This window comes from Microcella sp. (assembly GCF_046293215.1).
In the GTDB taxonomy this organism is placed as follows: domain Bacteria; phylum Actinomycetota; class Actinomycetes; order Actinomycetales; family Microbacteriaceae; genus Microcella.
Genome location: NZ_JBKBPI010000008.1, coordinates 65,918 through 90,357, shown reverse-complemented (window position 1 = coordinate 90,357; position 24,440 = coordinate 65,918). Strand labels below are relative to the sequence as shown.

Here is a 24,440-nt window from a genome sequence, read left to right as displayed (position 1 = left end):
CCTACGGGTAGACCGTCACGATGGGGCCGTCGGGGCCCAGAACCACGATGCCCATAAGCTCGGCGGGCACCGCGTCGACGAGCCGCGTGACGCTGCCGTCGAACAGCGACTGCACCTCCGCCTCCACCTGCATCGTGGCGGCCGCTTCGAGACCGAAGCGGCCGGCGTTGGCGGTTCGCGTGAGGACGACGCTCGGCTCGTCGGTGCGGCTCCACGACGGACGGTTGAGCACCCGGTCGTCGTCGATAACGCGACCGAACGGGCAGCCGGCCGGCTGCAGCACGCTCTGCTCGGCGCACAGGTCGAGCAGTTCGGTGACCTGTCGCTGCACCTCGCGCACGAGCCGCTCGGAGGGCTGGGCTTGCAGGATCACCGGGGCAGGGTCGATGGCGCGCGGCCGGATCACGCGCGCTGGCGCCTCGAGGAACGGTTCGGCGTTCGTCACCGACACCCGAGCGGGGATGAACGCGGCGACCTCGCGGGTGGCTCCCGGCCCCGGGGTCGTCACCGTGCGCCCGGCCACGCGAACGGTGTCGTGGTTATCGACGCCAACCGGGATGCGCGCAACGGGCGCGGACACGAACCGCCACTGCGGGATCACGCCGAGCAGTCGCGTGTCCGGCTCGAGGAGGAAGATCACCGTCGCGGCGTCGGAGTCGCTGCCGTACACCGAGGTGACCGCGACCCGACCCTCGGACCTCCCCTGCGCCGTCACCACGCGCACGGTCGTCGGGGTGCCCTCGTCGCCGAGGGGCAGCTCCGTGCCGGGGTCGAGCCCCGCGAGTTCCGCTGCGGCGAGCAGATCATCGTCGGCGAGGGCCGTCAGGTAGCGCTCCACGTGGGCCTCGGGGGTCTCCGCGACGATCACGATCGCGGCGAGCACGGCGGCGGTGAGCCCCGAGACGAGGGCGAGGACTCCTCCCCCGATGAGCATTCCGCGCGCCATGCGCCCAGCCTAGGCCGCGGCCCCGACGGCGGCGCCGCCCCGGCTACGCTGAAACCCCAACCCCGGAGGTGTCGTGACTGCTTCGTCTGCGTTCGTCGGCGCGCCGACGCTCGCCGACGAGCAGCGCGCCGTGATCGAGCTCATCGAGTCGACCCGCGACCACGTCTTCGTCACCGGGCGCGCGGGCACGGGCAAGTCGACGCTGCTCGAAGCCTTCCTCGCGCAGACCGACCGCACCGTCATCGTCTGCGCGCCGACCGGCGTGGCTGCGCTCAACGTGGGTGGCCAGACAATCCACTCACTGTTTCGCTTGCCCATCGGCTTGATCGCCGATGCCGACCTCGACGACGCTCCGCACCTGCGGCGTCTGCTGGGCGGCGTCGACACCGTCGTGATTGACGAGGTGTCGATGGTCAGTGCCGACCTCATGGATGCGATCGATCGACGCATGCGCAGCGCCCGAGCGCGCCCGCGCGAACCGTTCGGAGGCGCGCAGGTTGTGCTCTTCGGCGACCCGTATCAGCTTGCGCCCGTACCGGGGCGCGACGAGGGCGAACGGGCGTACTACGCCGACCACTACCGATCCATGTGGTTCTTTGATGCCCGGGTCTGGAACGAGGCCGAGCTACGCATCGTTGAACTGCAGACCATTCACCGCCAGAGCGACGAGGCCTTTCGCCACATGCTGACCGCCGTGCGCCACGGCGAGGTCACCCCCGACATCGGGCGTGCGCTGAACGAAGCGGGCGCGCGCCCCGCCCCCGACGAGGGTGTCCTGACCCTGGCGAGCACCAATGCCACGGTGACCCGCATCAACGCCCGCGAGCTGGCGCGCCTGCCCGGCGACGTGAAGACTGCCAGGGCCGAGGTGGTCGGCGAGTTTGGCGGGCGGGGCGGCTACCCGGCCGACGAGTCGCTGCAGCTCAAGGTCGGCGCCCAGGTGATGTTTCTGCGCAACGACACCGGCGGTGACGGCGCGCCACGGTGGGTCAACGGGTCACTCGGCACCGTCGAGCGCATCGGGCGAACCGTCTTCATCGAGGTCGACGGCGAAAGCCACGAGGTGCACCCGGCCACCTGGGAGAAGTATCGCTACACCTACTCCGCGGCACAGAAGCGGGTGACGAAAGACGTGATCGGCGAGTTCACCCAGTTTCCGCTGCGCCTGGCCTGGGCGGTGACGATCCACAAGTCACAGGGGCAGACCTACGACCGCGCGATCATCGACCTGGGGCCGCGCGCCTTCGCGCCCGGCCAGACGTACGTGGCGCTGTCACGCATCCGCTCGCTGGAGGGCCTGCACCTCGTTAGGCCACTGCGGCCGAGCGACATCATCGTCGACCAGGACGTTCGCCGGTTCATGGCGGAGGCCGAGCCGCTGATCGACCGCGGGTCAGTGGTTCGAGTGGTCGACGCCGAATAGCGGTGCTGCAGGCGGCTCGGCTGGTGCTGCGGGCGGCTCGGCCGCCGGAGCGACGGGCTGTGGCGTCGATGACGCGACGGGCGTGAGGATGCTGGTGACGAGCATCCCGCCGCCGACGAGAGCGGCACCCGTCGCGAGAGCGAGCGCGATCGCGAGGGGCGCGCGGCGGCTCGGCCGACCCGAAACACGGGCGAGCCGCCGCGCGGCGAAACGACTCGCGAGCGCAACCCCCGTGGCGCCAGCGAGTCCGATGGTGCTCGCGACACCCAGCGGCAGCACCGAGGATGCGCCGAGGCCCCCCAGCCCCGGATCCTTCAGTGCCGCGCTCGCGAGCAGGAGCAACCCCCAGAGCAGCGCGGGCGCCGTCAGCAGCAGCACGGCGGTCCGTGCCGCCGGTGACGCGATGGCCGTGGCCGAGCCCCCGCTCGGCACGGAGCGGCGGTGCGAGCCCCCGCTCGCCGCCGGACGCGTGGTGATTGACATGGCGCCCTCCTCTCGCACTGTGTTCGGTGCGGGAGGCGCGACGGTTTGCTGTGAGAAGGCTGAATGGAGGGGATGACGGGAATCGAACCCGCGCCATCAGCTTGGGAAGCTGAGGTTCTGCCATTGAACTACATCCCCGCGCGCTGGAGCGTGGAGCGACGACCATTTCTGGTCGTTGCCGCGACGCCAGCGCCGACGCCCGTCCCGGGCGTCGGTTGCACGCGCCCCAAGTCTACTCATCGCTCGCTAGGCTGACCTTCATGCTGCTGAGCGACCGCGACATTCGGGCCGAACTCGACTCGGGCCGCATCGGCCTTGATCCGCTCGACCTCTCGATGGTGCAGCCGTCGAGCGTCGATGTGCGGCTCGACCGCTTCTTCCGGCTGTTCGACAACCACAAGTACCCGTTCATTGATCCGGCGGTCGAGCAGCCCGAACTCACGCGTCTCGTCGAGGCGAAGCCGGACGAGCCGTTCATCTTGCATCCGGGTGAGTTCGTGCTCGGCTCGACCTACGAGACCGTCACGCTGCCTGATGACGTCGCGGCGCGGCTCGAGGGCAAGAGCTCGCTGGGCCGTCTGGGGCTGCTGACCCACTCGACCGCGGGCTTCGTCGACCCCGGCTTCAGCGGCCACGTGACGCTCGAGCTGAGCAACGTCGCGACGCTGCCGATCACGCTCTGGCCGGGCATGAAGATCGGCCAGCTGTGCTTCTTCCGGCTCACCTCGCCCGCGGAGAACCCCTACGGCACGGGCTCCTACCTGAACCGCTACCAGGGTCAGCGCGGGCCGACCGCCTCGCGGTCGTGGCAGAACTTCCACCGCACCGAGATCGAGCGGTAACGCCCCCGCTCAGGCGGCCGTGACGAGCAACGCGTTGATGCGTTCGATCAGGTCGCGCGAACTGAATGGCTTGACGATGTAGTCGTCGGCGCCCGCCTCCATGGCGCGGTCGACGTCGCTCTGCTGCGAGCGTGCGGTCAACATCAGCACCTTGGTGTTGTGGTCGGGATCGGATGCACGAATCTCTTCGCACACTTCGATGCCGTCGCGTCGGGGCATCATCCAGTCGAGTACGACCAGGTCGGGTTTTTCGGTGGCGACAAGGGTGAGACCTTCCTCACCGTTGGTTGCGCTCACAACGTCGTGCCCTGCCCCCTTGACTCGGTTTTCGAGCAGGAGGAGCACGTCGGGTTCGTCTTCGACGATCAGAATGCGCGCCATCATTCCCTCTTTTCCCTGCACACCATAGTCTCAGATCAAGTCAGTTCGGGGGCAGACCCCCCGTACTGGGGAGGACGTTTCGTGGGACTCACGACGGTGGTGTGGTTCGCGCGCCCGGTGGTGCGGCGAACGGTCGTCGTCGTGCTCATCACGCTGGCTGGCGTCATCAGCTACTTCTCGGTCGAATTGCGTCCCGCGGGGGCCGCCGTCGCCGCCTGGTGGCCCGCGGCAGGCATCGGCGTCGCGGCACTGCTCGCCTCGCGGGGAAGCCGTGTGGTGCCCGCCCTGGGGGTCCTGGGCGCCGCCATTGCGGCGAACGCGCTCGCGGGCCGCGAGTGGGGACTCACGATCGGTTACGGCATCGGCAACGCCGTCGAGGTGTGGATTGTGGCCTACGCGCTTACGCGCGGCGGGCCGGTTGCGCGATTGGATGGCGTGCGCGACATCGGCCGGTTCCTCGTGGCCTGCGCGGCGGGCGCTCTCACCATGGCGGGTATCGGGGCGCTTACGGCGCTCATCGTCGTCGGGCAGGCGCTGGAGGTGACCTTCTTCTCTCTGGGGGCGTCGCACTTCTCTGCCCTACTCGTGATTCTGCCGCTGTTTCTGCTGACGCCGGCGTGGGCCCAGCGGGCGAGGCTGCTGGAGGCCCTCGCCCAAATGGCCGTGCTTGCCGGTCTGATCTGGTTCGTCTTTTCGCCGGGAAACTCGCTGCCGTACTCCTATCTGCCGTTCTTGGCGCTGCTGTGGGCGGCATTCCGCCTGCCGACGGTCATCGTCGCCGCCGAGATCGCCGTTCTGGCCACGGCCGCGATTGTGCTCACCGTGCTCGGCGGAGGGCCGTTCGCGCCGTTCTTGGACGGTGACGAACGCATCACGGTTCTTCTGCTGCAGGGCTTCCTCATCGTCTACGCACTCGCCGCGCTGCTGATCTCGGGATCACGCAACGACTGGAGCCGCGCCCTCGCCCGCGTCGAAGCGCAGGAGGAACTGTTGCGCGACGGCATCGTGAATGCCGAGTCCGGCATCGTCATCGCGGAGCGCACCGATGACGCGCGGCTCGTCATCCGGGGCATCAACCGGGCGGCCCTCGCCGCCCTCGGCCGCAGCGAGGCGCCGGCCGAGTGGTTTGAGACGGGAATCCCTCTGGCTCCCGGGCAGCCCGTGCTCGGCAACCGCGCACTCGACGACCTGTTGCGCCGCGGCAACCCGGGTGAGGCGGAGATCGCGCATGGCGACCGGCGCTTCGACGCTCTCGTGTCGATCCGCCCTCTGTTGCGGGGAACCGCCATCGTCACCGTCGTCATGACCGACGTCACCCGGCGCCAGGAGCGCGAGGATGCCGCCGTCCAGTCGCTCGTTCGGCTGCGCGACCTCAACCAACAAAAGGACGACTTCATCGCGTCGGTGAGCCACGAACTCCGCACCCCCGTTACCGCAATCATGGGCTTCGCCGAACAGCTTGCTGACGAGCCCCTCAGCGACCAAGCGCAGCAGGCTGCCGACGTCATTGATCGCAACGCCCGCCGACTCGCCGACGTCATCGAGGATGTGCTCGAGTTGAGTCGGCTGACGGGTTCAGCGACCATTCGGCGTGCGACGTCGCAGTTTGACCTTCGTCAGCTGATCGAGCAAGCGGCAGAGGATGCGCGTGGACTGTACCCGGCGCGGGAGGTGCATATCGATGCTCACCTTCCCCCGGAGCCTGTTCTCGTCACGCAGGTGCGGCAGGACGTGCAACGCGTTGTGGCGAATCTGCTGTCGAACGCGGTGAAGTTCAGCCCGGTCGGCGGCGTCGTCACGGTCGGGCTCGGCCCCGCGGGCGACGGAGTCGAGGTCACCATCGTCGACGACGGCCCCGGTATTCCGCCCGCGCAGCTGCCACTCGTGTGGGAACGCTTCTATCGGATCCAGGATGAGTCCCACCGCGACGCTCCGGGTACCGGGCTCGGTTTACCCATCGTGAAGGCCCTCGTCGAGGATCGACTGCACGGTCGCGTCACGCTCGAGCCGAATCCCCGCGGCACCGGCACGCTGGCACGGCTCCTGTTGCCCTCCGACGCGCCCGCCTCACCCACGACTGCCGCCCTGGTCGTGCCCGACGAGACGGCACGCGAGGAGCGCTCCTAGGCGGCGACACCAGGGTCCCTTCCGAGCGGTGCGCGAAACCCCCCGGGGGGTTATGCTGAGCGCACGCCATCACCGGCGGCTTCTTTCCGAGAAGGGTCGGCGACGATGCATACCGATCTGGCATCTCGCGTTCGCGATGCGCGCCCTGGACTGCGCGCTGTCATCGTCGTTCTGGGTGTCGTGGCCACCGGCGCGGTCAGCTGGCTCTCGATTGAGTTTCGACCGCAGGGGGCCGTCATCGCCTTTTGGTGGCCGGCGGCGGCGCTGGGTGTGGCCACCCTGATCATGGCGCGGGGTCGCAAGATTCTGCCGACGCTCGGTATCGTCCTCGTCGTCTTCCTGGCGAATCTCGCGGTCGGCCGACCGCTCGCGCTGGATATCGGATACGGCATCGCCAATGCTGCCGCGGCGTACACCGCGGCGACGATCCTGACGGCGGGCGGCCGCTATCCCACCATCCGCACCGTGCGCTCCGCCGGTCGCTTCCTGCTCGCGGGTGCCGCGGGCGCCTCCGTCGTCGCGCTGCTCGCCGCGGCGTCGGCCTGGGCGTTCGCCGAGGCCGACTTCTGGGCGAGTGCGGTAGCCGTCTTTCCCTCGCACGCCAGCGCGATCCTGACGCTGACGCCGATCGTCCTCGTGCAGTGGCAGTGGCGATCCGTTGGCTCGCGGGGGGAGGCCGCCGTGCAGGTGGTGATCTTCGCCACGGTCGTCGCGGTGGCCCTCTGGCCGAGCAATACGATTCCCCTCGGCTTCGCGACGATCGCCGCGCTCCTGTGGGCCGGGTTCCGGCTTCCCATGCCCCTCATGGCTCTGCAGTTAGCGACCCTCAGCGTCCTTGCGGCGACGTTGACGGGGCTCGGCATTGGGTCATATTCCGAGATTGCGCCCGACGACCCTCGGCTCACCGTGATCATCGTCCAGTCCTACCTGATCGTCCACGCGTGCACGGGCATCTTCGTATCGGCTTCGCGGACCGAGTGGGGCGAGCTCGCGGCCGCGTTCGCCGCCAGGGAGGGGCTTCTCCGCGGCGGACTGGTCGGCATGGAGACCGGCATCGTGATCGGAGAGGTGATCGCGGGCCGCTCGCTGCGCATTCTCGAGTTCACCGATCCGGCGCGGCGCGCGCTCGGCTGGCCGCGCACCGCTGGGCCGGGTCGCGATGAACTGCTATCGCTGACCGACTCTGACCCGATTCTCGGCGAGGCGAGAATCGACGATGCCATTCGCCGTCGGCAACCGGCGCGCTTGGAGCTTTCGACCCCCGTCGGTCAGTTCGACGTCGACGTGAACGTGCACACCGGGCCGACCGGTTCGATGATTCTCACGGTCGTCTTCGTCGATGTCACCGCCCGCATCGAAAGAGAGCGGTCGGCGTTGGCGACGGCGGAACAGTTGCGCGACTTGAATCAGCAGAAGGATGCCTTCATCGCGTCGGTCAGTCATGAGTTGCGTACTCCCGTGACCGCGATCTTGGGCTTCGCGGAAGAGCTTGCTGACGCCGCTCTTCCCGACAGCGAGCGGCAGGCAGCATCGATCATCGACCGCAATGCTCGCCGCCTCGCGGCCGTCATCGACGACGTTCTCGAACTGAGCCGGTTGACCACGGTCAGCCCGTCTCCGCGTCCCGTTTCGACCCTGGATGTCGTTGCCCTCGTGCGGGAGGCCTGTGACGACGCGGGAGGCTTTGCGCCCGCGAAATCACTGCGCTTCGACCTCGAGCTTCCCCCGCCACCCGTCATGGTGACTGTGAACGAACTCGACCTTGAGCGGGTGGTCAGCAATCTGCTGTCCAACGCCGTGAAGTTCTCACCGGCGGGGGGCACCATTCGGGTGCGCCTCCGCGCTGACGACGACACCTGCGAGCTGCGCATCCGTGATGAGGGTCCAGGAATACCGCCCGCCGACCTCGACCGGGTCTGGGAGCGGTTCTTCCGTGTTCAGGACGCCGACCACCGCGATGTGCCCGGCACGGGCCTCGGCCTGCCGATCGTCAAGGCGCTCGTCGAGCGACGCCTGGGCGGCGAGGTTCGGCTCGAGTCCGACGGCCACTCGGGCACCGAGGCGATCATGCGGTTCAGCCGTACCGCCCCTGAACCGAGCGTGCTGACGGGCGCGATCCCCGTCGTGGCTCAGGATCCGGCGGAGTAGTCGCCTGACCACTGTTCCAGCTGCCAGCCGATCCAGGGGGAGTAGGCAAACGGTGTGGCGCTGACGGCGCGGCGTAGGGCGACCGGCTCAACCCACGCCCACTCGGCCACCTCGTCGTCGGCCGGCTGCGGATCACCGGATGCGCGCGCCGTGAATACGGGGCAGATCTCGTTTTCGACGACCCCCGATGCATCGACCGCCCGATAGCGGAAGTCGGGCAATGCCACCCGCACATCCGTGACGACGAGACCCAGTTCTCGCTCTGCCCGCCGCGCGATCGCCTCGGCGATGTCTTCGCCGGGGGCGGGGTGGCCGCAGAAGCTGTTCGTCCACACGCCAGGCCAGGTCTTCTTCGACAGGGCGCGGCGGGTGACGAGCACGCGGCCGGCGTCGTCGAACACGTGGCAGGAAAACGCCTGGTGCAACGGAGTGTCGCTCGTGTGCACCGTTGCCTTGTCGGCCGTTCCGATGGGCGTGCCATCGTCGGCGAGGAGGACGACGAATTCAGGGGTTTCGGTCATGGGGCCGCGCTAGTCTGCTGGGGTGAATCGACACGACGCTGTGGCCATCGCTGATGAGCGGGCGGCCCTCGTCGACGCTGTATTGGAGCGCTTCTTCAGCCTATCCAAGAAGCGCGCAGAGCCCCTGGGCGACCACTACCTCCACCTGTGGGGGCTGCTCGAACGCAATACCCAGGGCGGCAAGCGTTTTCGCCCGCGCATGGTGATGGCGGCCTACTGCGGCTTGGGCGGCCGCGATCTGGAGGCGGCCGCGTACGTGGGCGCCGCGTTCGAGCTGCTGCACACCGCGCTCATCGTGCACGACGACGTGATCGACCGCGATTTCGTTCGCCGGGGCATTCCCAACATCTCCGGCGTCTACCGCGATCACGCCGTGACGCTCGGCGCGTCGGAAGACATCGCCGAGCACCGCGGCGTGTCCGCCGCTGTGATCGCGGGCGACCTCGCGCTGTTCAACTCGTATCGGCTTCTCGACCGATCGGGCGCCAACGCCGAAACGCGCGACCGGCTCGCCGACGTGCTCGACGAGGCCATGTTCGCCTCGGCGGCCGGCGAGCTCATCGACGTCGACTTCTCGATCGAGCCCGGCATGCCGCTCGTCGACGACATCCTCACCATGGAGCGGCTGAAGACGGCCGTGTACTCGTTCGAGACGCCATTGCAGGCCGGTGCGATTCTTGCGGGCGCGTCGCGTGAGGCGATCGACACCCTCGGGGCGTTCGGCCGTGACATCGGCATCGCGTACCAGGTGATCGACGATGTGCTCGGCGTCTTTGGCGAACCGGGCGCGACCGGCAAGACCACGGTCGGCGACCTGCGCGAAGGCAAGCGCACGGTCATGGTCGCCTTCGCGTGCTCGACCCCCGCCTGGGCGCGACTCGGCGACCTGATTGGCAAGCACGATCTCACCGAGCAGGAGGCCGAGGAGGCGCGCGAGTTGCTCGCTGTGTGCGGTGCCCGCGCCTTCGCCGAGAACCTCGCGCGCGACTACGCGCAGCGGGCGCTTGCTCGCCTCGCCGAGCCGCACATTCCCGCCGCCCTGCGCGACGAGCTGCACCCGGTCGCCGCCGAGGTGCTCGACCGAGTGAAGTGACCCCATGACGCTGAAGCGCCTCTCCCTCTACGACCGTGTCGCCGACGAGATCGCGGGCCGGGTGATCCGCCGCTACTCGACCTCATTCGGGCTCGCCTCCCGCCTGTTAGAGCCGCGCGTGCGCCAGCACGTCGAGAACATCTACGCCCTCGTGCGGGTCGCCGACGAGATCGTCGACGGCGGGGTGGCCGAGGCGGGGCTCGACGCGGCGGCCGCCGGCCGCTACCTCGACGAGTTCGAGGCCGACACCGAGCAGGCCATGCGCACCGGGTACTCCACCAATCTGGTCGTGCACGCCTTCGCCCGCACGGCGAGAGAAACGGGCTTCGGCGAGGAGTTGACGAAGCCGTTCTTCCACTCGATGCGCATGGACCTCACCGACACCGAGCACGACCAGGACAGCTTTGACACGTACGTCTACGGCTCGGCGGAGGTCGTCGGCCTCATGTGCCTGCGGGCGTTCCTTCAGGATCACCCGGTGAGCGACGAGCAGAATGAACGCATGGTGCGCGGAGCCCGCGCCCTCGGCGCCGCGTTCCAGAAGGTCAACTTTCTGCGCGACCTCGCGGCCGACGTCGAGACGCTCGGGCGTAGCTACTTTCCCGGAATCCGCGTCGACCAGTTCACCGAACAGGAGAAGCACCGCTTGCTCGACGACATCGACGACGACCTGAGGGTCTCGGCCGCCGTGATCCCCGAGCTGCCCGCCGGTAGCCGCCGGGCCGTGGCGCTCGCGCAGAGCCTCTTCCAGGAACTGGGCGAGCGCATCCGGCGCACCCCCGCCGAGACCCTGATTCGCGCGCGCATCAGCGTTCCCACGGCGGTCAAGGCGCGACTGCTCGCCGAGGCCGCCGCCGGCCGCACTCCGCGCCCGCCGAAGCGTGCGCGTGCGACCGCGATCGGAGCATCCGCGTGAGCCGCGTCGTCGTGATCGGCGGCGGCATCGCCGGGTTGTCGTCTGCTGCCCTGCTCGCCCGTGACGGGCATCGCGTCACCCTCGTCGAGAAGCGTGACCAGTTCGGCGGCCGCGCCGGGTCGTGGTCGGTCGACGGTTTCCGGTTCGATACCGGCCCGAGCTGGTATCTCATGCCCGAGGTGTTCGACCACTTCTTCAAGCTGTGCGGCACGTCGACCGCCGAGCAGCTCGAGCTCATTCAGCTCGACCCGGGCTACCGCGTCATCACCGAGGGATTCGATCGGCCGACCGATATCGCCGCGAACCGTGCCGACAACGTCGCGCTGTTCGAGTCGATCGAGACGGGCGCCGGGGCGAAGCTTGAGCGCTACCTCGATTCGGCCGAAGACACCTACGTCATGGCGAAGAAGCGCTTCCTTTACACGAGCTTCGAGTCGATTGGTCCCCTTCTGCGCGCCGACGTGCTGAAGCGCTCGGTGAAGCTCATGAAGATGCTCGTGCAGAGCCTCGACAGCTTCGTGGGCCGCCGCTTCCGCGACCTGCGGCTGCGCCAAATTCTGGGCTATCCGGCCGTGTTCCTTGGCTCGTCGCCCTTCCTGACGCCCGCGATGTACCACCTCATGTCGCACCTCGACCTGACCGACGGCGTGCTGTACCCGATGGGCGGCTTCGCGAAGCTCATCGAGCGCGTCGCCGCCGTCGCGGAAGACCAGGGAGCCGAGCTTCGCCTGAACGCACCCGTCGCCCGCATCATCGTCGACGAATCGACGGGGGATGCGCGGGGCGTCGAACTCGAGGACGGCGAGGTCATCGAGGCAGATCTGGTCGTCGCGGCGGCCGACCTGCACCACACCGAGACCGCGCTGCTGCCGAAAGAGCGCCAGACCTACCCCGAGGAGTACTGGCAGAAGGCGACCGCCGGCCCCAGTGCCCTGCTGATGTATCTGGGAGTTGAGGGCGAGCTGCCGCAGCTCGAGCACCACACGCTGTTGTTCGCCGCTGACTGGCGTGAGAACTTCGAGAAGATCTTCGGCGACAGCCCGTCGTGGCCCGACCCGGCCTCGCTCTACATCTGCAAGCCATCCGGTGTTGACCCCTCGGTCGCGCCCGAGGGGCACGAGAACGTCTTCGTGCTGGTGCCGGCTCCCGCCGACCTCTCGTTCGGCCGGGGCGATGTCGACGGTGACGGCGATACCCCGCTTGAGACGTACGCCGACCGCATCATTGCCCAGATCAGTGAGTGGGCGGGCATCCCCGATCTCGCCGACCGCATCGTCGTGCGCCGCACCTACGGCCCCGGAAACTTCGCCGAGGATGTCAACGCGTGGCGCGGCACGGCGCTCGGCCCCGCCCACGTGCTGAAGCAGTCGGCATTCTTCCGGGCCGGCAACGTGTCGAAGAAGGTGCGCGGCCTGTACTACGCCGGCTACTCGACGATCCCCGGCATCGGTCTGCCGATGTGTCTCATCAGTGCGGAGGTGCTGGTGAAGCGCCTGCGCGGCGACACCTCGACCGAACCGCTGCCCGAGCCGCTCGAGCCAACGGTCACCACCGTCTAGCGTCATGATCGGCTTCAGCTATCTGATCGCGCTGTCGATCGCCATCACCGGCATGGTGATGCTCGATCGACGGTTCGGGCTGTTCTTCTGGCGCGACTGGCGGAAAGCCGCTGTCGTCTTGCCCCTCGGCGTCGCGTTCTTTCTCGTGTGGGATGTCTTCGGCATCGCCCTCGGCATCTTTTTCCGCGGCTCGACGAACTTCATGACGGGTGTCTTGATCGGCCCCGAGCTGCCGATCGAGGAGGTCTTCTTCCTCATCCTGCTCTGCTACAACACGATGAACGCCTACCTCGCCGCGGCCGATTGGCTGGGCGGGCGCTGGCGGCGCACGAGGGCGGTGGCCTCGTGACCTACACCCTGCTGAACATTGTCTTCCTTGCCGTCGTTGCGCTCGTCGGCGTCGCGGCGGTGCTGGCGCGGCGCTCACCGAACTGGCGCGCGGTGGGGCTCGCGAGCATCCTGATGATCGCGTTGACGGCGATCTTCGACAACGTGATCATCGGCACGGGCATCGTCGACTACGACGACGCGCTCATCTCGGGAATTCGCATCGGCGTCGCGCCGATCGAAGACTTCGCGTACACCGTGGCGGCGTTGGTGCTGCTGCCCGCCGTCTGGCAGCTGCTGCCCAGCCGCTCCGGCGGGGTGACCGCGGGCGCTGAGGGCGCACGGCAGAATAAGGACTCGTGAACACGCTCGCGCAGCTGACGCTCAGCTCGCGGCCTCTGAGTTGGATCAACACGGCCTTCCCCTTCGCGGCCGCCTACCTGCTCACCACGCGCGAGGTCGATCTGCCGCTGATCATCGGCACGATCTACTTCCTCATTCCGTACAACCTCGCCATGTACGGCATCAACGACGTCTTCGACTACGAATCCGACCTGCGCAATCCCCGCAAGGGCGGTGTCGAGGGCGCCCTGCTCGACACGTCGCTGCACCGCACGACGCTCATCGCCGCCCTCGTCACGAACGTGCCCTTCCTCGCATATCTCGTCGTGATCGGCGATCCGCTCAGTTGGCTCGTGCTCGCCATCAGCGTGTTTGCCGTCATCGCCTATTCGTTGAAGGGGCTGCGCTTCAAAGAGAAGCCCTTCCTCGACTCGGTCACGTCGAGCACGCACTTCGTCAGCCCCGCCGTGTACGGCCTTGTGCTCGCGGGGGCGACGTTCACGCCGCAGCTGTGGCTGATCCTCGCGGCGTTCTTCCTGTGGGGCATCGCGAGCCACGCCTTCGGCGCGGTGCAGGACGTCATCGCCGACCGTGAGGGGGGACTCGCCTCCGTTGCGACCGTCATCGGTGCGCGCGCGACCACCCGACTCGCGGTCGTCGCGTACCTCCTGGCGGGTCTTCTGCTGCTCGGCACCGACTGGCCGGGCCCGATCGCCGCCCTCGCCGCGCTGCCCTACGTCGTCTCGACTGCGCAGTGGTGGAACGTCACCGACGCCACGGCCGAAGACGCCAACCGCGGATGGAAGCGCTTCTTGCTGCTCAACTTCGTCGCGGGCGCCGTCGTCACAATGCTGATGATCTACTGGGTGATCGCGGCCTGACCCCCGGGGCGACCCCCTAGCCTGGTGCGACCACCACCCGCGAGGAGCCCCGCATGCACACCTGGCCCGGAAGCCCGTACCCGCTCGGCGCCACGTTCGACGGCAATGGCACCAACTTCGCGCTGTTCAGTGAGGCCGCCGAGCGCGTTGAGCTCTGCCTCATCGACGAGGCCGACGACGGCACCCGCACGGAGACGCGCATCGAGCTCATCGAGGTCGACGCGTTCGTCTGGCACGCCTACCTGCCGAGCGTGCAGCCCGGGCAGCTGTACGGCTATCGCGTGCACGGCGCCTACGACCCCGACTCTGGCCAGCGCTGCAACCCGAACAAGCTGCTGCTCGACCCGTACGCGAAGGCGGTGCACGGCGAGATCGATTGGGACGAATCGCTGTTCCCGTACCGCTTCGGCGACCCGGATGCACGCAACGACGACGACTCGCTCCCGCACGCCATGCTCGGCGTCGTTATCAACCCCTTCTACGACTGGGCGGGAGACCGCCATCCGCGCATCCCCTACGCCGAAAGCGTCATCTACGAGGCGCACGTCAAGGGTCTCACGCAGACCCACCCCGACGTTCCTCACGAGATTCGGGGCACCTACGCCGCCATCGCGCACCCCGCGATCATCGACCACCTGAAGAAGCTCGGCGTGACCGCGATCGAGCTCATGCCGGTGCACCAGTTCGTGCACGACAAGCACCTCGTCGACGCGGGCAAGCGCAATTACTGGGGCTACAACACGATCGGGTTCCTCGCACCGCACAACGACTACTCGTCGGTGGGCGACCGCGGCCAGCAGGTGCAGGAATTCAAGTCGATGGTGAAGGCGCTGCACGCGGCCGGCATCGAGGTCGTTCTCGACGTCGTCTACAACCACACGGCCGAGGGCAATCACCTCGGGCCGGTGCTGAGCCTCAAGGGCATCGACAATGCCGCCTACTACCGGCTGGTCGAGGGCGACGAGAAGCACTACATGGACTACACGGGCACCGGCAACAGCCTGAACGTGCGCCACCCGCACTCGCTGCAACTCATCATGGACTCGCTGCGCTACTGGGTCACCGAGATGCGCGTCGACGGCTTCCGCTTCGACCTCGCCGCCACGCTTGCCCGCGAGTTTTATGACGTCGACCGGCTGAGTGCGTTCTTCGACCTGGTGCAGCAAGACCCGGTCGTGTCGCAGGTCAAGCTGATCGCCGAGCCCTGGGACATCGGCCCCGGCGGCTACCAGGTCGGCAACTTCCCCCCGCAGTGGACCGAGTGGAACGGCAAGTATCGCGACACCGTGCGTGACTTCTGGCGCGGCGAGACGGGAACCCTCGGCGAGTTCGCGAGCCGCATCACCGGATCGGCCGACCTCTATGAGCACTCCGGCCGGCGACCGGTGGCGAGCATCAACTTCGTCACCGCGCACGACGGGTTCACCCTGCGCGACCTCGTGTCGTACAACGAGAAGCACAACGAGGCGAACGGCGAGAACAACCAGGACGGCGAGAGCCACAACCGCTCATACAACCTGGGCGAGGAGGGGCCGAGCGCGAACCCCATCATCAACGCGCTGCGTGCCCGTCAGCAACGCAACTTCCTCGCCACCCTCCTGCTCAGCCAGGGGGTGCCGATGATCGCGCACGGTGACGAGCTTGGCCGCACCCAGCGTGGCAACAACAACGTGTACGCGCACGACTCGGCCCTGTCGTGGATCGACTGGTCGACGGCGGATGCGGCGCTCATCGAATTCGTGGGTTCCCTGACACGGCTGCGCCGCGAGCATCCCACCTTCCGTCGCACCCGCTTTTTTGACGGACGGCCGGTGCGCCGCGGCGCGGGCGAACCCATGCCCGACGTCGCCTGGTTGCGCCCCGACGGCAGCGCCATGGGGCCGGAGGACTGGGAGTCGGGTTTCGGCCGCTCGATCGGCGTGTACCTGAACGGGCGCGGCATTCGGGGCCGGGATGCACGCGGCGAGCGCATCGTCGACCGCTCGTTCCTCGTCTACTTCTCGGCCCACACCGAGCAGGTGCTCGTCACTCTGCCGACCGCGGACTACGGAACGCGCTGGGAGCGCCTCATCGACACGAGCGGCATCGACGGCGAGCCGCTGCTCGGCGCCGGTGACGCGATGCGCCTCGAGGGCATCACTCTCGTCGTCTTGCGCGAGTGGATCGAACCGGAAATTGTCGTCGACGACGCGGTTGCCGCATCCCTGTCATCGCTGCCGATCGATGCGGTGTCGACCCCATCGGTGAGTTCGTCATGATCACCGACGCGCGCCGCGGGCATCGACTTCCCGTGTCGACCTACCGCCTGCAAGTGACGGCTGACTTTGACCTGGACGAGGTCGCGGCGCTCGCCGACTACGTGACGGAGCTCGGGGCTGACTGGCTCTACCTGTCACCGCTGCTCCAGGCGACGCGGGGCTCCAGTCACGGGTATGACGTCGTCGACCACGGCGCCGTTGACGTCGAACGCGGGGGAGCGGCCGCTCTCGAGCGAGCTGTGCACGCCGCCCGCGCTCGACAGCTGGGCGTGCTGGTCGACATCGTTCCGAACCACGTTGGGGTCGCCGACCCCGCCCAGAACCGCATGTGGTGGCTGCTCCTGCGTGACGGTGCAGACGGCGAAGCCGCCGCGTGGTTCGACGTCGACTGGGCGTTTGGTGCGGGGCGGGTACGGCTGCCCGTGCTGGGCGACGAACTGTCGCAGGTGATCGCCGACGGGCACGTTGCACTCCTGCCCCGCGGAGTCGATGATCAACCCGAGCCGGGCGCCGCGGTGCGCGTCTACGACACCCTGTACCCCCTGCGTACCGACTCCGCGCTCTCGGACGACGACGATCTGAGCTCGGCCGCGACCATCACGCGGATCCTCGACGCGCAGCACTACGAGCTCATGCACTGGCGCCGCGCCGACGCCGAACTCAACTACCGCCGCTTTTTCGCCGTCAACACGCTCGCGGCGATCCGCGTTGAGAACGACGCCGTCTTCGCCGAGAGTCACCGCGAGATTGTGCGCTGGGTGCGCGAGGGACTCGCCGACGGCATTCGCGTCGACCACCCGGACGGACTGCTCGACCCGGGCGGCTACCTCGACCGCCTCGCCGAGGTCACCGACCACGCGCCGGTGTGGGTCGAGAAGATCCTCGAGGGCGACGAGCAGCTGCCCGTCGCCTGGCAGGCCGCCGGCACGACCGGCTACGACGCACTCGCCTCCATCGACCGTGTGCTCGTTGACCCGGCCGGCCGCGCCGCGCTCGGCGCGCTCGACGCGCAGCTGCGCGGAGACGACATCCCGCTCGACTGGCACGCGCTGATCCGCCGCACCAAGCGAAAGGTGGCCGATACGATCCTGCGCAGCGAGGTGCTGCGGCTGGAACGCGAGCCTCCGGCGCCAGCGTCGGGCGAGCATCCGATTGACGACGCGGCGGACGCGCTCGCCGAACTGCTCGCCTGCTTCCCCGTCTACCGCTCGTACCTGCCGGTCGGCGCCGAGCACCTGGCCGAGGCGGTCGCGGCCGCTCGGCGCTCGCGCCCCGACCTCGATGCGGCCATCACCGCGCTCGAGCCGCTGCTCGCCGATCCCGAACAACCGGTCGCGCGCCGCTTCCAGCAGACGAGCGGCATGGTCATGGCGAAGGGCGTCGAAGACACCGCCTTCTACCGGGTCAGCCGGCTCGCCTCGCTCACCGAGGTGGGCGCCGACCCGGCCGAGTTCTCGGTCGACGTCGACGAGTTTCATCGCCGGCAAGCCATGCGGCAGGCCGCCTACCCGGCGTCGCTCACGACGCTCAGCACGCACGACACGAAGCGCGGCGAAGACACCCGCGCGCGCATCCACGTGCTGGCCGAGGTGCCCGAGGCATGGCAAACGCTGCTCACCGAACTGCGGGAGGCGGCGCCCATCGGCGACGGGCCGTTCGAGAATCTCCTCTGGGAGAGCCTCGTCGGGGCCTGGCCGGTCGACGCCGAGCGCGCCCACGCCTACGCCGAGAAAGCGTCGCGCGAGGCGGGCACCTCGACCACCTGGACGGAGCCCAACGCCGACTTCGAAGAGCGGATGCACGCCGCCATCGACACGGTGCTGGCCGGCGGTGCCCTCACCGACCTCGTCAGCGACTTCGTCGCGGCGATCGCGCCCGCCGGCTGGTCGAACGGGCTCGCGGCGAAGCTGCTGCAACTCACCGGACCCGGTATTCCCGACGTGTACCAGGGCAGCGAACTGTGGGAGACGAGCCTCGTCGACCCCGACAACCGCCGCCCGGTCGACTACGAGGTCAGGCGGTCGCTGCTCGCCCGCCTCGACGAGGGATGGTTGCCCGACGTCGACGCGAGCGGGGCCGCCAAGTTGCTCGTGACGAGCCGGGCCCTGCGCGCCCGCCGTGATCGCGCCGAGCTGTTCACCCGGTACGCGCCCCTGCCCGTCATCGGCGAGGCTGCTCGGCACGCGGTCGCCCTCGACCGCGGCGGGGCCGTCGCGATCGCGACACGCCTGCCCGTGGGGCTCGACGCCCGCGGGGGCTTTGGCGACACCCGCATCGTGCTTCCGCAGCGGGCCGTCGTCGACGTGCTGAGCGGCCGCCACTACGACGGCGGCGAGCTGCGGCTCGACGACGTGCTGCGGCCCTATCCCGTCGCTCTGCTTCTGGAGGTCGAACGATGACCGCGGCGAGGCACGGCGTGGCCGACGGTGCCGGAGCCCGCGATCGCGCGGTGCGCGTGTGGGCGCCGCGGGCATCCGCCGTTCGTCTGCATCGAGAGCGCGACGGCCTCATCGAGAGCCTCGCCATGGATGCGCAGCCCGGCGGGTGGTTCGCCCTGGAGCGGGCGCTGCGCGTCGGCGACCGCTACGGGTTCCTGCTCGACGACGACGAGCATCCCCTGCCCGACCCGGCGTCGCGGCGTCAGCCGGACGGCGTGCACGGGCTGAGCGCCGTCGACGACCCGGCCGCCTACGACTGGCGCGACCAGCACTGGACGGGCCGGCAGCTGGCGGGCAGCGTCCTCTACGAACTGCACCTCGGCACGTTCACCCCGGAGGGCACGCTCGACGCGGCGATTCGCCGGCTCGACCACCTCGTCGACCTGGGCGTCGATCTCGTCGAACTGCTGCCCGTCAACGGCTTCAACGGCACGCACAACTGGGGCTACGACGGCGTCGCCTGGTACACGGTGCACGAGGGGTATGGCGGCCCGGCCGCCTACCGCCGCTTCGTCGACGCCTGCCACGCCCGCGGGCTCGGCGTCGTGCAGGACGTCGTGTACAACCACCTCGGGCCCTCCGGCAACTACCTGCCGCGCTTCGGCCCCTACCTGCGCGACGGCTCGGCGAACACGTGGGGCGACTCGGTCGCGGTCGACACCCCCGAGGTGCGCCGGTTCATCCTCGACAACCTCGCCATGTGGTTCGACGACTTCCACGTCGACGGCCTGCGCCTCGACGCCGTGCACGCGCTCGTCGACGAGCCCGACGATCACATCCTCGAGGCGATGGCCGTCGAGACGGATGCGCGCAGCGCGCACCTGCGTCGCCCCCTGTCGCTGATCGCCGAGAGCGACATGAACGACCCGCGGCTGATCCTGCCGCGGGAGGCGGGCGGCTACGGGCTGACCGCGCAGTGGAGCGACGACCACCACCACGCGATGCACGTCGCCGTGTCGGGCGAGACCGCCGGCTACTACGCCGACTTCGCGGCCTCGGACGCGCTCGTGAAGACCTCGTCTCGGGGGTTCTTCCACGACGGCACGTACTCGAGCTTCCGGGAGCGCGACCACGGGGCGCCGATCCCTGCCGAGGTTCCGTTCTGGCGGCTCGTCACGTGCGCGCAGAACCACGACCAGATCGGCAACCGCGCCGCCGGCGACCGGCTGTCGCAGACCCTGACCGACGACCAGCTGGCCGTGCTCGCGGTGCTGAACCTCACGAGCGCCTCGACGCCGATGCTGTTCATGGGTGAGGAGTGGGGCGCGCAGACGCCCTGGCAGTTCTTCACCTCGCACCCCGAGCCCGAACTGGGGCGCGCGACCGCCGAGGGCAGGCTCGCCGAGTTCGTCAAGATGGGCTGGGACGAGTCGGTCGTGCCGAACCCGCAAGACCCTGAGACGTTCACGCGTTCGCGCCTCGACTGGGCAGAGATCGACCCCGACCACGAGGGCACAGCACGGCACCGCCGCCTGCTCACCCTGCACCGCGAGTTGATTGCGCTGCGGCGGGCCGTGCCCGAGCTGACCGACCCGCGCTTCGCGCACGCGGCGAGCGCGTCCGGGCCAGCGACGGCCGCCGCCGACTACCCGCTCGCCTGGTTCCGCCTCGACCGTGGCGCGGGGCTGACTGCCGCCGCGGGCGGCCTCGTCAGCGTGTGCGTCGCATACGCTGAGCCGGCGACGATCGCCCTGCCGGACGGCCCCGGCAACGCGTCGCCGCGCCTGCTGCACGCAACGACGGCGGATGCCCGTCTCGCGCCGCCGGCGGAGGGATCGCCGGCAACGGTGACGCTCGCACCGTGGAGCGCCGCGGTGGTGCGCGTCCAGTAGCCGAGCCGCGCCGCACCGGTATCTCGCCGCCCTGCGCTGACGCGCACCCGACCGGCCCACCTCCCGCGCACCCCAGCGCACCCCCAGCCCGCGCGGCCGGCCAGCTACCCGCGCGTCGCACTGGTTCCGACACGTCGCACGCCAGTTGCCGTGCGACGTGTCCGAAGTAGTGAGTCACGTGTGGTGCGCGAGCGCTGGTTAGCGCGAGCTGTCGTAAACGGTGAGTCGTGCGACGCGTCGGAACCAGCGCGAAGGGCGTAAGCGTGGGGCGCGAGGGCCGGGGCGCGCGGCGGCGGGGCGGGAGCGACAGGACGCGCGCGCCTACACCCCGCCGCCGATGCCGATCGCGACGAGTAGCAGCGTCGGCGCGAGTCCGAGCAGCAGCGCGGCGACGAGGGCCACGGTGGCGATGCCGCGCCCGCCGAGCTGCGGCGCGCGCTTCAGCGCTCGCAGCGCGAACACGACCGTGGCGATGGCGGCCGCGGCGGCGATGGCCAACGCCACGAGGATGACGCTGATCTGCTCGACGCCGGGCCCCGTAAGGAACCCGCCGGCGACGACCTGCTGCAGGGCGAAGCCGCCCAGGGTGGCGACGAGCCCCCAGCGGGCGATGCGCGCATCCCGGTTGGGGCCGGGGCGCAGCGAGCGGGTGACGGCGGGGCTGAACGCCGAGAACGGGTCCGGCTCCTTCTTTGCCGGCCCGATCAGGCGCTCGCCGTCGTACCACCGCTCGTAGCCGGGCCGCTCGGGGTCGGGCTGCCAGCCCGGAGCGTTCGGGTCGTCCAGCTCGTCGAGCTCATCGCGTTCGTCGTGCGCCACGTCGCCATTCTGCCGCCCGGCGCTGAGCGCCTCCCGCTACAGCTCGTAGCGGTACGACAGCTCGGCCGGGTAGTCGCCGTGCGCCGTCAGTTGTGCCGCCGTCTCCGCCAGGTGGTGCAGCGTCAGCCCGAGGATCTGCGGCCCGAACGAGATGCGCCCCACGCCCAGCTCGGCGAGGCGGCCGATCGGCAGGTATCCGGGATGCGCGAACACCGCAATCGGTGCGCGCACCTTCTCGACGGCGTCGGCCACCATCTGCTCGTCCCGAAGGCCGAGCATGAAGATGCTGGTGGCCCCGGCGTCGACGTACGCGTTGGCCCGGTCGATCGCCTCGTTCCAGTTGTCGGGGCTGCCCGCGAGCGTGTCGGTGCGCGCGTTAATCGCGAGCGGAACGCCCGCAGCGTCGGCTGCTGCGCGGGCCGCGGCGACCCGAGACGCCGCCTCCTCGAGCGGCCGACGCTCGCTCGTCGCTCCCGCCAGCGAGTCTTCGATGTTCATGCCGGCCGCGCCCGCCTCGATGAGGCGCGCGACGTTCTCGCCGACGCCCCGAGCATCCGGTGCGTAGCCGCGCTCGAAATCGACGCTGACCGGCAAATCGGTCGAGGCGGTGATGCGGCGGGCGGCATCCAGGGCCATGTCGACGCTCATGCCCTCGCCGTCCTCGACGCCGAGCGCGTACGCCACCGAGTGGCTGGCCGTTGCGAGCGCCCGCACGCCGGGGGTGCGCGCGACGATGCGCGCGGTCATGGCATCCCACACGTTGACCACGACGAGGGGGTCGCCCGCGACGTGCAGCGCCGCGAGGGCTGCGGCCTTCTCGGCGGTGGTGGGCGGGGTCAGTGCCGCGGAGTTCGTCATGCCCCTCACCCTGACACGGCGGGCGTGCCAACGACAGGGCCGATTCAGTACAGCTGGAATCCCATGAGCGCGTAGGCGAGCAGGAACGACAGCGGCGTCGCGCCGAGCACAACGGCCACGGTGAGTGCGGCGACGGCTGATGCCCGCCCCCCGAGCCGGTCGGCGCGCTTCATGCCGCGGTAGCCGAAGTACGCGGTGACGACCGCGGCGATCGACGCGACCACGATCGACGCGACGATCACGGGCGGCTCGACGAAGCCGAGGCCCACCACCTCGGCGGTCGTGATCCACGCCTGCACGAAGAAGGTGGCGAGGGTCGCGAGCAGTCCGTAGCGGGCGATGCGGGCATCCCGGTTCGGGCCCGGCCAGAACGCGCGCTTCCAGTTCGGGTCGAACGCGGCGCCCGGCCGCGGCGACCGGTGCACCCACCGCGTGAACTGCTGCCCGTCCCACCAGCGCTCCCAGCCGTCGCGCTCGGGGTCGGGCTGCCAGCCGGGGCGGTTCGGGTCGTCCTCGTCGAGGTCGTCGAAGCGGGCAGGGGAGGAGGTCGTCACCACAGCATTCTGCGCCCAGAATCCTGGATGCGCGGTGCCGGTTCCCTGCAGACGGGCGCGTTACCCCGCGCTCGCCCGCGGCGGCGCCTTCACGAACGTGAGCAGTATGCCTCCCACAAGCAGCACGAGCGAGATACCGAGGATCCCGTACAGCGTCTGGCTGGCGGCGAGTGCGATGAACACCCCCCACAGCAGCGACGCCATCCAGCCGGCCGCGCGTCCGGTCGTGGCATACAGGCCGAACACTTCGCCCTCGCGGCCGGCGGGCGTCACGCGAGCCAGGAACGAGCGTGAGGCGGCCTGCGCGGGCCCGACGAACATGGCGAGCACGAGGCCGGCGGCCCAGAACAGGCCCGCTCCCAGGTCGGCGAAGAAGAACACGACGAGCGTGCACACGACGAGCCCGAACACCGAGACGAGAATGACGCGCTTCGGGCCGAAGTAGTCGTCAAGCCGACCGGCGAGGATCGTCGAGACGCCCGCGACGATGTTCAGTGCGATGCCGAAGATGACGAGATCGGTGAAGCCGAAGCCGAAGACGATCGCCGCGATCACCGAGCCGAACACGAACACCGCCGACAGCCCGTCGCGGTACACGGCGCTCGCGAGCAGGAACCAGAACGTGGGCCGCGTCTCACGGTAGAGACGTGCGATGCTGCGCGCGAGTTCGACGTAGCTGCGGAAGAAGCCCACCTTTTCTTCGGCGGCCAACTTCGGTGGTTCGGGCACGCTGAGGAAGATGGGAATCGCGAACAGGATCGTCCAGACCGTGGCCCCGAAGGCGATGAGCTGGAAGGTCATCGCGGCCTCGCCGTCGAGCACGCCGCCGAGGATGAGCCCCACGACGACGGCGAGGGCGACGATGCCGCCGAGGTAGCCGAAGCCCCAGCCGAGCCCCGACACCTTGCCGACCGTCTTCGGGGTCGAGACCGAGATGAGCAGGGCGTTGTAGTTGACGTTGGCGATCTCGGCAAACACGCTGCCGATCGCGATGAGGGCAACCCCGAGGAAGAACCACTCCGTGCCGGGCGGCAGCAGCGCCATACCCAACTGCGCGACGACCAGCAGCGCGGTGAAGACGAACAGCGACATCTTCTGTCGCCCGGCGCGGTCGGCTCTTTGCCCGAGCACCGGCGCCAGCAGGAGGATCGCGAAACCGGCGATCGTGATGCCGAAGCCGAGCAGGCTCGCGAGCTGGCCGAGCGCCGCCTCTTCGCCGGGGGTGCCGATGACCTCGGGGTCGACGAAGAAGGTGCTGGTCAGGTAGCTCGGCACCCACACAAACGTGATGAGCACGGTGTTGAACGGCTGCGTCGCCCAGTCCCAGAACGCCCACGCGAATACGCGCTTGCGCGGAACCTGCACGTCTTTTTGCAGGTCGAGCCCCATGACGCTGACAGCGCCGGTGCGCGCGGTCACGGGGATGCTCGTCTCGGTGGGGTGGGGGATCGGTCCGACGCCGTTGTCGACAGGGCTGTCGCTCATGCGCTCACGCTACCCGCGAGCGGTAAACGCGGGGTTGCGCGACGCGAACTTCCTGAGAGTTGAGTCAGCGTGGCGCAAGTTTGCGTCGCTCGACTTGACAGCGAGCATCCCGAATCTCAAACTTGATATCGCGCGACTCAACCTTTTCCTCCCGCGTCGCGCCCACGATCTTCCCGATCAATCCGAACTACCAGAAGGAGCACCACC

General features: G+C 69.3%; 21 protein-coding genes and 1 tRNA gene. 13 read left to right on the top strand and 9 right to left on the bottom strand.

The features are described 5' to 3' along the window. Nucleotide 1: 1 nt before the first annotated feature. Nucleotides 2-946: a hypothetical protein gene (locus tag ACK4SC_RS08595; protein ID WP_409617079.1), complete on the bottom strand. Its 945-nt coding sequence runs from the start codon at nt 944-946 to the stop codon at nt 2-4. Between the two features lie 73 nt (nt 947-1,019). Between ACK4SC_RS08595 and ACK4SC_RS08590 the strand changes: the two genes are divergently transcribed. After that, nucleotides 1,020-2,369, top strand: coding sequence for an ATP-dependent RecD-like DNA helicase (locus ACK4SC_RS08590; protein WP_409617077.1), 1,350 nt, complete (start codon nt 1,020-1,022; stop codon nt 2,367-2,369). On the opposite strand, the gene ACK4SC_RS08585 is transcribed toward ACK4SC_RS08590, so the two are convergent. Further along, nucleotides 2,340-2,852 carry a hypothetical protein gene (locus ACK4SC_RS08585; protein WP_409617075.1) on the bottom strand — a complete coding sequence of 171 codons (513 nt, stop codon included), beginning with the start codon at nt 2,850-2,852 and terminating at the stop codon, nt 2,340-2,342. The two genes, ACK4SC_RS08590 and ACK4SC_RS08585, sit on opposite strands and share 30 nt — an antisense overlap. Nucleotides 2,853-2,916: 64 nt before the next feature. Further along, nucleotides 2,917-2,990, bottom strand: a tRNA-Gly gene (locus ACK4SC_RS08580). A 122-nt stretch (nt 2,991-3,112) separates the two neighbouring features. On the opposite strand from ACK4SC_RS08580, the gene dcd reads away from it, so the two are divergent. Further along, a complete protein-coding gene (dcd, locus tag ACK4SC_RS08575; RefSeq protein ID WP_409617073.1) occupies nt 3,113-3,694 on the top strand; it encodes a dCTP deaminase in 582 nt (193 codons plus the stop codon). Nucleotides 3,695-3,703: 9 nt separating this feature from the next. Here dcd and ACK4SC_RS08570 read toward each other — a convergent pair whose 3' ends face one another. Continuing rightward, nucleotides 3,704-4,075, bottom strand: a complete 372-nt coding sequence (locus tag ACK4SC_RS08570; RefSeq protein ID WP_409617071.1) for a response regulator transcription factor — start codon at nt 4,073-4,075, stop codon at nt 3,704-3,706. A gap of 81 nt (nt 4,076-4,156) precedes the next feature. Between ACK4SC_RS08570 and ACK4SC_RS08565 the strand changes: the two genes are divergently transcribed. After that, complete coding sequence (locus ACK4SC_RS08565; protein WP_409617070.1) at nt 4,157-6,202, top strand: ATP-binding protein; 2,046 nt, start codon at nt 4,157-4,159, stop codon at nt 6,200-6,202. Nucleotides 6,203-6,307: 105 nt separating this feature from the next. Next, nucleotides 6,308-8,350: an ATP-binding protein gene (locus ACK4SC_RS08560; RefSeq protein WP_409617068.1), complete on the top strand. Its 2,043-nt coding sequence runs from the start codon at nt 6,308-6,310 to the stop codon at nt 8,348-8,350. Here ACK4SC_RS08560 and idi read toward each other — a convergent pair. Beyond that, a complete protein-coding gene (gene idi / locus ACK4SC_RS08555; protein WP_409617066.1) occupies nt 8,332-8,871 on the bottom strand; it encodes an isopentenyl-diphosphate Delta-isomerase in 540 nt (179 codons plus the stop codon). The two genes, ACK4SC_RS08560 and idi, sit on opposite strands and share 19 nt — an antisense overlap. A gap of 22 nt (nt 8,872-8,893) precedes the next feature. On the opposite strand from idi, the gene ACK4SC_RS08550 reads away from it, so the two are divergent. From ACK4SC_RS08550 to treZ, 9 genes are read left to right on the top strand one after another with little or no spacing between them, the layout of a single operon-like run. After that, nucleotides 8,894-9,964 carry a polyprenyl synthetase family protein gene (locus ACK4SC_RS08550; RefSeq protein ID WP_409617064.1) on the top strand — a complete coding sequence of 357 codons (1,071 nt, stop codon included), beginning with the start codon at nt 8,894-8,896 and terminating at the stop codon, nt 9,962-9,964. Nucleotides 9,965-9,968: 4 nt separating this feature from the next. Beyond that, nucleotides 9,969-10,880, top strand: a complete 912-nt coding sequence (locus tag ACK4SC_RS08545; RefSeq protein ID WP_409617062.1) for a phytoene/squalene synthase family protein — start codon at nt 9,969-9,971, stop codon at nt 10,878-10,880. Then, entirely contained in the window at nt 10,871-12,439 is a 1,569-nt protein-coding gene (gene crtI / locus ACK4SC_RS08540) for a phytoene desaturase family protein (RefSeq protein ID WP_409617171.1), read from the top strand. Before ACK4SC_RS08545 ends, crtI begins: the two co-directional genes overlap by 10 nt. A gap of 4 nt (nt 12,440-12,443) precedes the next feature. Then, complete coding sequence (locus ACK4SC_RS08535) at nt 12,444-12,788, top strand: lycopene cyclase domain-containing protein (RefSeq protein ID WP_409617061.1); 345 nt, start codon at nt 12,444-12,446, stop codon at nt 12,786-12,788. After that, the gene (locus ACK4SC_RS08530; RefSeq protein WP_409617059.1) at nt 12,785-13,129 is read left to right on the top strand and encodes a lycopene cyclase domain-containing protein; all 345 of its coding nucleotides are present in this window, start codon (nt 12,785-12,787) and stop codon (nt 13,127-13,129) included. Before ACK4SC_RS08535 ends, ACK4SC_RS08530 begins: the two co-directional genes overlap by 4 nt. After that, the gene (locus tag ACK4SC_RS08525) at nt 13,126-13,989 is read left to right on the top strand and encodes a prenyltransferase (protein ID WP_409617057.1); all 864 of its coding nucleotides are present in this window, start codon (nt 13,126-13,128) and stop codon (nt 13,987-13,989) included. The genes ACK4SC_RS08530 and ACK4SC_RS08525 overlap by 4 nt, the downstream gene beginning before the upstream one ends. Before the next feature lie 53 nt (nt 13,990-14,042). Further along, nucleotides 14,043-16,247: a glycogen debranching protein GlgX gene (gene glgX, locus ACK4SC_RS08520; RefSeq protein ID WP_409617056.1), complete on the top strand. Its 2,205-nt coding sequence runs from the start codon at nt 14,043-14,045 to the stop codon at nt 16,245-16,247. Further along, a complete protein-coding gene (gene treY / locus ACK4SC_RS08515; RefSeq protein ID WP_409617054.1) occupies nt 16,244-18,646 on the top strand; it encodes a malto-oligosyltrehalose synthase in 2,403 nt (800 codons plus the stop codon). The genes glgX and treY overlap by 4 nt, the downstream gene beginning before the upstream one ends. Next, entirely contained in the window at nt 18,643-20,517 is a 1,875-nt protein-coding gene (gene treZ / locus ACK4SC_RS08510; protein ID WP_409617052.1) for a malto-oligosyltrehalose trehalohydrolase, read from the top strand. The genes treY and treZ overlap by 4 nt, the downstream gene beginning before the upstream one ends. A 321-nt stretch (nt 20,518-20,838) precedes the next feature. Here the strand turns inward: treZ and ACK4SC_RS08505 are convergent, their stop codons facing one another. The 4 genes from ACK4SC_RS08505 to ACK4SC_RS08490 are packed head-to-tail and all read right to left on the bottom strand — an operon-like array spanning nt 20,839 to nt 24,233. After that, nucleotides 20,839-21,336, bottom strand: a complete 498-nt coding sequence (locus ACK4SC_RS08505; RefSeq protein ID WP_409617050.1) for a hypothetical protein — start codon at nt 21,334-21,336, stop codon at nt 20,839-20,841. Between the two features lie 36 nt (nt 21,337-21,372). Continuing rightward, nucleotides 21,373-22,194 (bottom strand): isocitrate lyase/phosphoenolpyruvate mutase family protein, encoded by an 822-nt coding sequence (locus ACK4SC_RS08500; protein WP_409617048.1) that lies wholly within the window; start codon nt 22,192-22,194, stop codon nt 21,373-21,375. A gap of 44 nt (nt 22,195-22,238) precedes the next feature. Further along, the gene (locus ACK4SC_RS08495) at nt 22,239-22,748 is read right to left on the bottom strand and encodes a hypothetical protein (protein WP_409617046.1); all 510 of its coding nucleotides are present in this window, start codon (nt 22,746-22,748) and stop codon (nt 22,239-22,241) included. Nucleotides 22,749-22,808: 60 nt separating this feature from the next. Next, nucleotides 22,809-24,233 (bottom strand): MFS transporter, encoded by a 1,425-nt coding sequence (locus ACK4SC_RS08490; protein ID WP_409617045.1) that lies wholly within the window; start codon nt 24,231-24,233, stop codon nt 22,809-22,811. Nucleotides 24,234-24,440 lie beyond the last annotated feature (207 nt).

Bases quoted from the DNA above. Each gene is read 5' to 3' on its own strand.
- ACK4SC_RS08595 (WP_409617079.1), bottom strand. From the start codon at position 946: ATGGCGCGCGGAATGCTCATCGGGGGAGGAGTCCTCGCCCTCGTCTCG.
- ACK4SC_RS08585 (WP_409617075.1), bottom strand. From the start codon at position 2,852: ATGTCAATCACCACGCGTCCGGCGGCGAGCGGGGGCTCGCACCGCCGC.
- dcd (WP_409617073.1), top strand. From the start codon at position 3,113: ATGCTGCTGAGCGACCGCGACATTCGGGCCGAACTCGACTCGGGCCGC.
- ACK4SC_RS08570 (WP_409617071.1), bottom strand. From the start codon at position 4,075: ATGGCGCGCATTCTGATCGTCGAAGACGAACCCGACGTGCTCCTCCTG.
- ACK4SC_RS08560 (WP_409617068.1), top strand. From the start codon at position 6,308: ATGCATACCGATCTGGCATCTCGCGTTCGCGATGCGCGCCCTGGACTG.
- idi (WP_409617066.1), bottom strand. From the start codon at position 8,871: ATGACCGAAACCCCTGAATTCGTCGTCCTCCTCGCCGACGATGGCACG.
- ACK4SC_RS08545 (WP_409617062.1), top strand. From the start codon at position 9,969: ATGACGCTGAAGCGCCTCTCCCTCTACGACCGTGTCGCCGACGAGATC.
- ACK4SC_RS08535 (WP_409617061.1), top strand. From the start codon at position 12,444: ATGATCGGCTTCAGCTATCTGATCGCGCTGTCGATCGCCATCACCGGC.
- glgX (WP_409617056.1), top strand. From the start codon at position 14,043: ATGCACACCTGGCCCGGAAGCCCGTACCCGCTCGGCGCCACGTTCGAC.
- treY (WP_409617054.1), top strand. From the start codon at position 16,244: ATGATCACCGACGCGCGCCGCGGGCATCGACTTCCCGTGTCGACCTAC.
- treZ (WP_409617052.1), top strand. From the start codon at position 18,643: ATGACCGCGGCGAGGCACGGCGTGGCCGACGGTGCCGGAGCCCGCGAT.
- ACK4SC_RS08500 (WP_409617048.1), bottom strand. From the start codon at position 22,194: ATGACGAACTCCGCGGCACTGACCCCGCCCACCACCGCCGAGAAGGCC.
- ACK4SC_RS08490 (WP_409617045.1), bottom strand. From the start codon at position 24,233: ATGAGCGACAGCCCTGTCGACAACGGCGTCGGACCGATCCCCCACCCC.